Here is a 10225-nt window from a genome sequence, read left to right as displayed (position 1 = left end):
ACACCGAACAGCGCGTCCGCCATGCATCCGCAGGCGGACGCCACGGCCCCTACCTGCTACCATTCCCGCGCTACCCAGCCAGCCCACCCCGCGCAGACAGATGCAGGGCCGGGCCGTCGAAGAACGGCCCCGCGAGCCAGGACACCCTCCGTGCCCATTGAAGGACGCTCGCATGATCCGCAATTCCCTTTTCCGTTCGGCCGCGCTGGCCGTCGCCGTGTCGCTGAGCCTCGGTGCTCCGACCGCCTTCGCCGCCGAAGCCGCCGCCGCCACCAGCCCCGCCATCGCCGTGCAGCGCCAGGCCATCGCCCAGGGCCTGTACGAGCTGGCTTACAGCCCCAAGCAGAACGCCGTGTTCGTTGCCTCGTCCGGTGGCTTCGGTGACAACGCCGGCCCGGCCCAGGTGCTGCGCCTGAACCCGACCACGTTGGCCGTGGAAACCCGCATCCCGCTGGAGCGCAAGGCGTTCGGCGTGGTGCTGGATGACGCCCACAACCGCCTGTACGTGGGCAACACCGTGGACCTGTCGGTAACCGTGGTCGACACCGCACAGAACAAGGCCATCGGCACCGTGCAGCTGATGGAGAAGAAGACCGGCAAGGATGGCAAGGCCGCCTACACCCACGATCTGCGCGAGCTGGTGGTCGACAGCGCCGCCAACCGCCTGTACGTAACCGGCCACAGCAGCCAGCCCGATGTGAGCAGCGTGCTGTTCGTGATCGATACCAACACCCTGAAGGTGATCAACACCATTCCGGGCCTGGGCAACGCCAAGGCGCCGGGCCTGGCGTTGGATGCCGCCAACAAGCGCGTGTACACCAGCAATCTGCTGGCCGATCTGGTGGTGGTCGGCACCGACTCCAACAAGGTCGAAGCCCAGCACAAGATTGCCGCCGAGCAGCCGATGAACATCGCGCTGGACCCGGCCGGCAAGCGCCTGTTCGTGACCGACCAGGGCTCGGAAATGCTGCGGGGTTACCAGGCCAAGAGCAGCGGGCTGGTCAGCAAGCACCCGGGCCAGCGCGTGCTGGTGCTCGACCGCAGCAATGGCAAGGAACTGGCCAGCATCCCGACCGACGCCGGCCCGCTGGGCATCCTGCTGGATGCACCGCGCAAGCGCCTGTACGTGACCAACCGCGAAGCCGGTACGGTGACCGCGTACAACAGCGACAGCTACCAGAAGGTGGCCACCTACGCCGTGCCGACGCACCCGAACAGCCTGGCGCTGGATGCCAGGAACAACGTGCTGTACGTGAGCATCAAGAACGGCGAGAAGGATGCCAAGGGCGCGGAAGAGAGCGTGGCGCGGATCCAGCTGTGATGCGATGACGCTGGGCCACGCCCGGCGTCCTGACGCGTGAAAAAGGCAGGGCTTTTGCCCTGCCTTTTTCTTTGCCCGGTTGCAGTGCCGACCGCCAACCCGCTAGGGTTGAAGCCCATGGCAGGGAGCCAAAGGGTCTGAATCATGCTGTGTATCCACCGCTGGCTGCGCGCCGGCCTGTTGATCATCTTGAGCTCCGTGCTGGGCGCCTGTTCCAGCCGTGATCCTGTTCCACCCGAGCCGCTGGACCTCACGCAGCCGATCGCTGTGGATCAGCCGGGCCAAGAGGTGATTTTCGAGTTCGAGATGAACGGACGCAATTTCACTCCCAGCCGCATTCATGCGTTGGAACTCGAGATGCAACGCCAAAGACCGTACAGCGCGGATGCGCCGGACTTGGAGCGCTTGAACATTCCGTTCGAAGTGGTCCTGCAGCGCTGGACAGGCGGGGCTTGGAAGGATGTGCCTACCTACGACAATTACCAGGCACTAGCACTCAACGCAGGTCAGCCGCTTCCTGCGTGGCATACGTCGGACACTTGGCGCTATGCAATGTTGCGGTCAGGTAGCGGCGGGCAGTACATGCTGAGTGTCGTTGCCTTGCCCCTGCAGAACGACAACCGCTATCGAGTGCAGGTTCGCACCGTCAAAGTGACCCCGGAACTGGGCGAGTATTCGGCCCGTCTTCGCGTCCACGCTGCACGACCCGTTGGTAAGTAGGCTCTATTTACATCCCTTGGAAGGAACTGAAGGAACAATCTTATGGACAAGCCACGCTACACCGTAGATATCGTCATTGCGGCACCCGGGACCCCTCTGCTTGATCTTTCGACCGGTAAGCAGGAGGTTGTGGATGGTGTTCTGCAGACCTCCGCGCCGGGGCACATGTTCTACGTCCTGCACGCTACGGGTGTGCCTCCCCAGAGCTACGGCTTTGCACCTGTGGTGCATGGCGACATCAATGGGCCGGGCGACATCGTGAAGAAAGATGATCTGATCTATAAGGATCCGCGATACACCCGGACGCTCGAAATCAGCGAGGAGCAATACAAGAAGCTCGACGCCTTCGGCAAAGATCCCGAGGGGTTTGGCTTCAGCAAGCACTACCAGGATGTCCGCAACAACTGCGTGGACTTCACCTGGGAAGCCTTGAACCACGCGGGCATCGAGCGGAAAAGAAGCATCGACGTGAATGCGCTGGGAGGTCCCGCCGGGCAGCTTTTCCCGGATGTCCGCATTCCTCTGGACATCAATGGCGGTGGCAAGGACGGTTATCGTCCGCTGCGTAACATCCACGGCGTCGACAGCATCGATCCGCCGTTCCCCAACAGTGATCTCAATCGTACGAAAACCAACCCGATGCCCGATCGTACGTGGAAGCATCGCCTGCTGAGCGACAACGACGACATCGGCGAGCGCAGCGGCGAGCGGGTGGCCAACGACGCACGCGTGCCGGGCGACGCGTTGCATCCTCTCGACCAGCGGGTGCGGGCAGCGCTGGGTGACGCCGCCGAGCGCCAAGGGCTGCCGGCGGGGCAACAGCCCGAGCTGTTGGCGGGCCACCTGACACGATTGGCGGTGCAGGGGGGCTACACCGAACGCGATACCTTGCAGGTGGCCTTCAGCAGCGGCGGCGCTGTGGATTCGCCGGGCTATGTTTTTCTGCAGCGCACTGGCGACACCGCTTCACCGGACCCTGCAGCGAACCGCCAGCGCTTGTCGCTGGTCGATGCCCAGCAGGGCACGGTTGAAGAGGTGTACCAACAAGCCAGCGTGCAGCATCAGGGGCGTGAGTCCTGCCGCATTGCGCATGAGGATCAGCTGCAGCAACAGACGCAGCAGTCCCAGCCGCGAATGGGCTGATAGCGGCCCATGCCATAAAGGCGTCGATCGCATCGACGCCTGCCGGTGTTCACCCCATCCGATGCGCAGGGTTCTGCTGCTGATCCTGCGCCTGTGCATCCAGCGTCTGCTGCTCGGCCTGCACCGGCTGCTGCCCACCCAGTCCCAGCTTCTGCAGTGACTCCTCGGCCGGCGTCTGCGCGGCCACGGCGGTCGGCAGCATCGCCCGCAGGTGCGCCGGGTTGGCCGGGTCGCCCTGCACCACGAAGATGTTGTGCCCGGCCGGGTGGTTGGCCGTGGCGTTGCTCACCACCACGTGGTCGGCGCGTTCCAGGCCCTGTTCGCGGGCTTTGACGGCCAGGCTGGCGGCCACGTTCTCGCTGGTGGCGTCGAACGCGCGGCCGTGCTTTTCGTCCAGTGCGGCCACGTTCTGGCGGATCTGCTGGTGAAGGGAATCGTCAGGGGTCATTGGGGGCTCCATGTGGCCGCTACCGTGTGGCCGGATGTGGCCAGTGTAAAACGGTCGCGGGCTGCGCCGGTAACCGCTTTGTTGCTAGCCTGTGGCCCGGCGACGCAGGGGATGGCGTCCGGTGCAATGGCAGCGGGGGAAAGCGTGGTGCACGGGGAGACAATCCGGATACGGGGACAGGCGGCCGCGCGGTTGCTGCTGGGCGTGGGGCTGTGGGTCTGCGCAGGTATTGCGGCGGCTGACACGCCCGTGGCGGCGGACGATCCCGCTTGCCCTTCGCAGGACTTCACCCGTTTCCTGCAACGCTTCGCCGACCCGGCCGATGACCGGGTGCGCCTGCGTTACACCTCCGACCCACTGGAGTACGAGGTGCCGATGCACACCGTGCGCGATGACCACGAGGGGCTGGCGCCCACGCACGTCGTGCTGGAGCAGGGTGCCGCGCGGTTGAAACGTTTCAGCTACCGCTACCTGGCCACGTTCGATCTGTTCGTGCCCTCGCCGGTCAGCCGCGATCCGGCCGCGCTGGAGCGCATGCGCGCCGGCGCCTACAACGCGCCCACACGCATCGAAGCGATCGATGACAACGGGCAGCGCGTGACCTTCGGCAGCGACGCCGAGCGCGACTCCTATACCTTCGCGCGCCGCTACGGCTGCTGGATGCTGACGCGCGCCAGCAACCTGCGCGACTGAGTGGGCGCTGCGGCGGTGATGTTTATTTGTCTGCCGGGCGGTGGTCGTAACTGATCACCCGCTCGGCCTGCCATCGGCCATCCACGCGGCGCCAGACCTGGATGAAACGGGCCTGGCCGGTCCAGCGTTCAACGCCATCGGCGCCGCGCTCATGGAAGCGGTGATCGCCCATTTCCAGGGCGCGATCGTCGTGCAGCGGAAAGACCTGCAGTGAGCTCTGCACCAGTTCGCGCCGCAGGTGCCAGCCCCCTTTGCGCGCGTTGTCGCACAGGGTGGCCACGCTGCGGCGGAAGTCCTCGCGGCTGTTGGCGGACTTGCCATCCTTGTCATGGAAGAACTCCATGTCTTCGGTGGTCATCGCGGCGGCCCTGTCGGCATCGCAGGCATCGAAGGCCACGGCGAACAGCTGCGTGTCGGCCGCGCGGATCTGCTCGCGCAGGGTGTCGCTGGCGGGGGATGTGCCGGCGACGGCGACGGCGGCGGCGAGCAGGGGCAGGGCGAGCAGCATGGCGTGGCTCCATTGAGGACCGGCGCAGACTGGCATGGGCGATGGCGCACGGTAACCGGGGCGTGACGAAATCGGCGCAGGGCCCGACCAATGCCGTGCTGGCGGGTGTGAACCGATGTGCCGGCTGGCCGGTGCCGTGTACGCGATGTCATGGCCTGAGCCGGATCCATCACGGGCGCCTCCGGTGCGATTGCCTAGGCTGGGCTCCTCTTTCCCCCGGGAGTTCCCATGGCTACCTCCTCCGTCCGACTGCACATTGAAGACACCGGCGGCACCGGCCGCCCGGTCATCCTGATCCATGGCTGGCCGCTGTCTGCCGAATCCTGGAAGGCGCAGGTGCCGCTGCTTCGCGATGCCGGTTACCGCGTGATCAGTTACGACCGTCGCGGCTTCGGCCGCTCGGACAAACCCGCCGATGGCTACGAGTACGACACCCTGGCCGCTGACCTGGCCGGTCTGATCGACGAACGCGATCTGCGCGATGTCACCCTGGTCGGCTTCTCGATGGGCGGTGGCGAAGTGGCGCGCTACATCGCCAACCATGGTGAAGACCGCCTGCACAGCGTGGTGTTCGCTGCGGCCGTGCCGCCGTACCTGTTGAAGGGCGCGGACAATCCCGAAGGGCCGCTGACCCAGGAAAAGGCGGATGAGATGCGCCAGGGGCTGGAGAAGGACCGGGAGTCGTTCTTCGACGGCTTTACCCGCGATTTCTTCAGTGCCGACGGCAAGCTGATGGTCACCGAGGACGAGCGCCAGGCCGCCATCGCGCTTGCCCATCAATCTGACCAGACCGCTGCGCTGGGGTGCATGAAGGCGTTCGCCACCACCGATTTCCGCGCGGACCTGAAGAAAGTGACCGTACCGACGCTGGTGCTGCACGGGGACAGCGATGCGACGGTGCCGTTCGAAGGTTCGGGCAAGCGCACGCATGCGGCCATCGCAGGCAGCGAGGTGGTGGTGCTGAAGAATGCACCGCATGGCTGCAATACCAGCCACGCCGATGATTTCAATCTGGCGTTGCTGGAATTCCTGAAGAAGTAACACCCACTACGGCATCATCCGCACATGCCCACTGCCCGCACGCCGCCCTGGAAGAAGCTCAACCCGAAGGGCCAGAAGACGCAGCCGCTGACGGAAGCGCAGAAGGCGGCGGCGCGGCAGCGGGCAGAGGAGAACGGGCGCCGTTACCCGAACCTGGTGGACAACATGTGGGCGGTGAAACTGCCGCGCGGTTGAAGCCTTACTGGCCGCTGCGCCCCGGCCACGGCTTCCAACCCCATTCCCGCCATGGCGCGACGGTGCGCGGCTGTATCGTCAGCGTAACGTTGGACGATGCGCTGCACTGGTACAGAGCATCACGTAGCAGGGCCACATCCACCGGTTGCGCCGTGGCCACCTGCAGCAGCGTGCCGCGGTGCCGCACCTGCACCGGCAGTACCCCGTGCACCTCGACCGGATTGCCGGTGCGGGCTCTGCGGTAGCGCATGGTGATGGGGCGGACAGTGCGATGCAGCACGGGGGCGCAGGCATCCAGCAACTGCAGCTGCTGCTGCATGGGCGCGCGGACCTCGATGACGGTGGAGGGATATCCCAAGGTGCTCTCGACCAGCACCTGGAAGCGGGGGCCATCGGGCATCAGGTAGACGGTCAGGCCCACCGTGCCGATGAACGCCATTGCCGCGAGCAGGACCCAGCTGCTCGGCACCTTGGGCGGCTGGGTAAAGCGCTGCAGGCGCGGTCTGCGCCGACGCATGCGGCGATAACGTCGCTGTGCAGCGGGTTTGGGCAGCAGGCTCTCATCCGGCAGTGCAATCACGCGCGGCGGAAGGCGGGCCAGCCGCGCATTGATCACGCGTGCGCCGAGCATCGCAACCAGCCCGCCAAGCAGAACCGGCAGCAGGGTACGCACGAGTAGATACAGCCCTACCATCGCCAACTCTCCTGAAGGAGTGGACATGATCGCGCATCCTCCAAGGTCGTGTCGTATCTGCCAGCCGACAGCGGCGGTTGGCTTGGCTAGCATGCGCGTCACTCGCTGGGGATACATCGATGACCGCCTTCACTGCCCGCCTCGGGCGCTTCTTCGGCGCCGGCCTGATGCTGTTCCTGCTGCAGGTGCTGGCGCTGTTGTCGGTGGGCTTGGCCGCAGGCTACTTTCACCACCGCATGGACCTGCTGCTGGAGCCACTGACGCTGGCCTGCGGTGGACCTGATCCAACCGCCCGGATGCAGGTCGCCGAGCACCTGCTGGCGCGTGCCGGTGCGTTGGATGGCTGGCAGCCGCTGTGTTGGTTGCCAATGGCCACGCTGTTGCTTGCCCTGCTGGGCACGCTGACGGTCGGCGTGCACTTGCTGCGTCATGTTGATGCACGGTTACGCCGCAGTGCGTGGGGATTGCTGGCCCTGCACGCGGCGGCGCTGTTGCTGGCCAGCGCGATGCTGCGACTGTATGACCAAGCCTGGAAGGGCATCACCACTGCGCTGCCTGCAGCATGCATGACAGACCTGACACCAGACGGACATGCGCTCCCGTCCTCGATGCGGCGATGGCTGTTGCAGATCTTCGCCAAGGCCGACCTGACGCCGCCGCACGCACCTGATGCGCTGGCCATCATCCTGTGCGGACTGTTGCTGGCCGCGATGGTGGTTGGCCTGTGGCTGTGGCGCACCACCTCGCAGCTGACCCGGCTCTGACTCGCGCGCGGGCCACTGACTGGCATCAACCGGCGCTTCTGCGGCACGCTATGCGGATGAATACGGAAACTTCAACCAAGCAGACCAGCAAGTTCCTCAGCCTGGTGCTGCGCCATGAACCCGGGAAAATCGGGTTGAACCTGGACGGCCAAGGCTGGGCCAACGTCGACGAACTGCTGCAGAAGCTGCATGCACACGGGCAGGTGCTTGATCGTGGCGGACTGCAGGACATCGTGGCGACCTGCAGCAAGCAGCGCTTTGCACTGAGCGATGATGGCCAGCGTATCCGCGCGAACCAGGGGCATTCGATCACGGTCGATCTCGGACTGGTGCCGGTCGAGCCGCCGCCGTGGCTGTACCACGGCACGGTGTCGCGCTTCGTCGGGGCAATCCGCGAGCAGGGTCTGCGTCCGGGCGAGCGCCAGCACGTGCATCTGTCGCTGGACCGCGAGACGGCCCACCAGGTGGGTGCCCGCCGCGGTGCGCCGGTGATCCTCAGCGTGCACGCCGGGCGCATGCATGCCGACGGGCATGTATTCCACCGCTCGGCCAATGGTGTCTGGTTGACCGACCACGTGCCGCCGCAGTACATCGCCGACTGACCCGCTCTGGCGCTGCGACCGGGTCCACACTCGGCGGCAAGGCCCAATCGCGTTACAGTCGCTGCATCCTCGTCCCATGGATGTACCGATGCGTCTGTTCCTGCGTGCGTTGCCGTTGCTGTTGTTGTCATTGACCGTCCATGCTGCCGAAGTCGATCGGCGCATCGCGGTGACCATCGACGATCTGCCGTGGGCGCGCCTGGATGAGATCGTGCCGGCCGATCTGCAGGCACGCCATGCCGCACTGATGGCGCAGCTGCGCCAGGCCGATGTGCCGGTGGTGGGCTTCGTCAACGAAAACAAGCTGGAAGTGGATGGCCAGGTGCAGCCGGCGCGGGTGCAGATGCTGCGCGACTGGTTGGATGCCGGCTACGAGCTCGGGAACCACACTTGGTCGCACATGGACCTCAACGCCAAAGGTGTAGCGGCATTCCAGCAGGACTTCCTGCGCGGCGAGCAGGTGCTGCGACCGCTGCTGGCCGAGCGTGGGCAGACGCCGCAATGGATGCGCCACCCTTACCTGCGTGCGGGCCGTACGCAGGAAGACCGCGTGGCGATGGACGTGTTCTTCAAACAGCACGGCTACCGCGTGGCACCGGTGACGGTCGACAACGGTGAGTGGGTGTGGGCCTTTGCCTATGCCAACGTGATGAACGAGCAGCCCGATTCACCGCAGCGCGAGGCGACGCTGGCGAGCCTGCGCAAGGGCTATGTGCCGTACATGCTGAACAAGGTGGATTACTACGAGAAGCAGTCCCAGGCGCTGCTGGGATATGCGCTGCCGCAGGTGTGGCTGATGCATGCCAACGAACTCAATGCAGCGACCTTCGCCGAGCTGGTGGCGGCCACCAAGCGTCGTGGCTATCGCTTCGTGTCACTGCAGGAGGCGGTGCGCGACCCCGCCTATGCACGCGGCGCCGAGGGCTACAGCGGTCGCTATGGGCCGAGCTGGCTGCACCGCTGGGCGATGGCCGAAAACAAGCCCAAGGCGTTCTACGCCGGCGAGCCGGAAGTGCCGAAGTGGGTGATGAAGCTGGCCAAGGTGGAAGGCGAGTGAGCCTCAGCGCTTGATGGCCAGCACGCCATCGAGCGCCAGCTCGGCCTTGAAGCCGGCCTTTTCCAGGCGCTTGGCCACTTCGCGTGGCACGTCGCGGCCACTGGTCAGCTTGTTCGGCGCGCCGGTGTAGTGGAACAGGCGGCCACCCTTGCGGATGACGCGGGCGAGATGGTCGTAGAACACCTGCGAGTACAGTTCGCCGGCAATGCCGAAGCGCGGCGGGTCGTGCAGGATCGCATCGACGCTGTTGCTGGCGACCTGTTCGATCTGCTGCGAGACGTCGCCGTGGCTGAAGTGCAGGCGGCCGCCCGCGGCGGCTGAATCCGGATCGGGCGACCACGGATTGAGCGTGCGCAACCACATCACGTCGGCGTTCTTTTCGAACGAGCGGATCTGGCCGACGCCGGCCTCCAGTGCGCAGGCGGCGAAGTAGCCGAGCCCGCCGCAGGTATCGAGGAGGCTTTTGCCCGCCGGGGCGACCAGCTCGACCTTGCGGCGCGCGTCCTCGAACGGCGACAGCTTGGAGGTCGGCAGCATCTTGATGCCGTCGATCTCGAAGGTCGGTGCGCCCCACTCGGTCGGCACCAGCTTGATCAGCGAGCCGCTGAAGCGGGAGATGGAGCAGAACTCCTCGCCATCCCAGTAGTACAGCGTGCGGTCCTTCAGCTTGCCCGGCCACGGGTAGTGCTGGCCGCGGAAGGTGAAACCCTCGGCATCCAGCTGTACCGCCGCTTCGCTGCGGCCCAGATCGAGCGAGCCCGGCCACTCGGTGGCGCCCTTGTCATGGGCACGGCGCAGGGTGTCAGCGCTGTCGCGGGTCAGCAGGGGGCCGGAGTAGTGGGGCACGGCAGGTAGCGTAGGTGGCTCGGGGGAGGGCATGGTACCGCAGGTGCCGTGCAGCCGAGCCGGGCAGGGGCGCGGCGCTACAGCGGGCCGCTGCAGCTGAATCCGTGAATGGTTCCCTCTCCCGAGATGAGGCCGACGCCTCGCGAGGGCTGCATTCCCCGCAACGCGCACGAACGGCGATGGACTTCCTGGG

Annotated in this window: 13 protein-coding genes; 9 read left to right on the top strand and 4 right to left on the bottom strand. The window is 65.9% G+C overall.

Features of this window, described 5'->3' with window-relative positions; translation table 11 throughout:
- The first annotated feature begins 172 nt into the window (after positions 1-172).
- The 3 genes from AB4Y84_RS05295 (at position 173) to AB4Y84_RS05285 (ending at position 3184) form a co-directional block, all read left to right on the top strand.
- Entirely contained in the window at positions 173-1321 is a 1149-nt protein-coding gene (locus AB4Y84_RS05295) for a YncE family protein (protein WP_442244719.1), read from the top strand.
- Between the two features lie 144 nt (positions 1322-1465).
- On the top strand, positions 1466-2041 hold the full coding sequence (locus tag AB4Y84_RS05290) for a hypothetical protein (protein WP_363729534.1): 576 nt from the start codon (positions 1466-1468) through the stop codon (positions 2039-2041).
- 42 nt (positions 2042-2083) lie between these two features.
- The gene (locus AB4Y84_RS05285; protein ID WP_363729536.1) at positions 2084-3184 is read left to right on the top strand and encodes a hypothetical protein; all 1101 of its coding nucleotides are present in this window, start codon (positions 2084-2086) and stop codon (positions 3182-3184) included.
- A gap of 49 nt (positions 3185-3233) precedes the next feature.
- Here the strand turns inward: AB4Y84_RS05285 and AB4Y84_RS05280 are convergent, their stop codons facing one another.
- Positions 3234-3632 carry an XVIPCD domain-containing protein gene (locus tag AB4Y84_RS05280; RefSeq protein WP_243380336.1) on the bottom strand — a complete coding sequence of 133 codons (399 nt, stop codon included), beginning with the start codon at positions 3630-3632 and terminating at the stop codon, positions 3234-3236.
- Positions 3633-3779: 147 nt separating this feature from the next.
- Between AB4Y84_RS05280 and AB4Y84_RS05275 the strand changes: the two genes are divergently transcribed.
- Complete coding sequence (locus AB4Y84_RS05275; RefSeq protein WP_442244720.1) at positions 3780-4325, top strand: hypothetical protein; 546 nt, start codon at positions 3780-3782, stop codon at positions 4323-4325.
- 22 nt (positions 4326-4347) lie between these two features.
- On the opposite strand, the gene AB4Y84_RS05270 is transcribed toward AB4Y84_RS05275, so the two are convergent.
- Positions 4348-4833, bottom strand: a complete 486-nt coding sequence (locus AB4Y84_RS05270; RefSeq protein WP_442244721.1) for a DUF4440 domain-containing protein — start codon at positions 4831-4833, stop codon at positions 4348-4350.
- Positions 4834-5061: 228 nt separating this feature from the next.
- Here AB4Y84_RS05270 and AB4Y84_RS05265 point away from each other — a divergent pair, with 228 nt between their 5' ends.
- Positions 5062-5874 carry an alpha/beta fold hydrolase gene (locus AB4Y84_RS05265; protein ID WP_025879208.1) on the top strand — a complete coding sequence of 271 codons (813 nt, stop codon included), beginning with the start codon at positions 5062-5064 and terminating at the stop codon, positions 5872-5874.
- Positions 5875-5898: 24 nt separating this feature from the next.
- Positions 5899-6069, top strand: coding sequence for a hypothetical protein (locus AB4Y84_RS05260; RefSeq protein WP_312107955.1), 171 nt, complete (start codon positions 5899-5901; stop codon positions 6067-6069).
- Positions 6070-6073: 4 nt separating this feature from the next.
- Here AB4Y84_RS05260 and AB4Y84_RS05255 read toward each other — a convergent pair whose 3' ends face one another.
- Positions 6074-6790 (bottom strand): hypothetical protein, encoded by a 717-nt coding sequence (locus tag AB4Y84_RS05255; RefSeq protein WP_442244722.1) that lies wholly within the window; start codon positions 6788-6790, stop codon positions 6074-6076.
- Between the two features lie 92 nt (positions 6791-6882).
- Between AB4Y84_RS05255 and AB4Y84_RS05250 the strand changes: the two genes are divergently transcribed.
- From AB4Y84_RS05250 to AB4Y84_RS05240, 3 genes are all read left to right on the top strand, one after another.
- Positions 6883-7527, top strand: coding sequence for a hypothetical protein (locus AB4Y84_RS05250; RefSeq protein WP_312107959.1), 645 nt, complete (start codon positions 6883-6885; stop codon positions 7525-7527).
- A gap of 56 nt (positions 7528-7583) precedes the next feature.
- Entirely contained in the window at positions 7584-8129 is a 546-nt protein-coding gene (locus AB4Y84_RS05245; RefSeq protein ID WP_312785735.1) for an RNA 2'-phosphotransferase, read from the top strand.
- An 88-nt stretch (positions 8130-8217) separates the two neighbouring features.
- Positions 8218-9186: a polysaccharide deacetylase family protein gene (locus AB4Y84_RS05240; protein WP_442244723.1), complete on the top strand. Its 969-nt coding sequence runs from the start codon at positions 8218-8220 to the stop codon at positions 9184-9186.
- A 3-nt stretch (positions 9187-9189) separates the two neighbouring features.
- Here the strand turns inward: AB4Y84_RS05240 and AB4Y84_RS05235 are convergent, their stop codons facing one another.
- The gene (locus AB4Y84_RS05235; protein ID WP_312785737.1) at positions 9190-10032 is read right to left on the bottom strand and encodes a class I SAM-dependent methyltransferase; all 843 of its coding nucleotides are present in this window, start codon (positions 10030-10032) and stop codon (positions 9190-9192) included.
- Positions 10033-10225 lie beyond the last annotated feature (193 nt).

It is taken from the genome of Stenotrophomonas sp. 2YAF22 (assembly GCF_052114665.1).
GTDB lineage: Bacteria > Pseudomonadota > Gammaproteobacteria > Xanthomonadales > Xanthomonadaceae > Stenotrophomonas > Stenotrophomonas indicatrix.
Note: the sequence above shows the minus strand (reverse complement) of the source record. Positions and strands in the feature narration are given on the sequence as shown.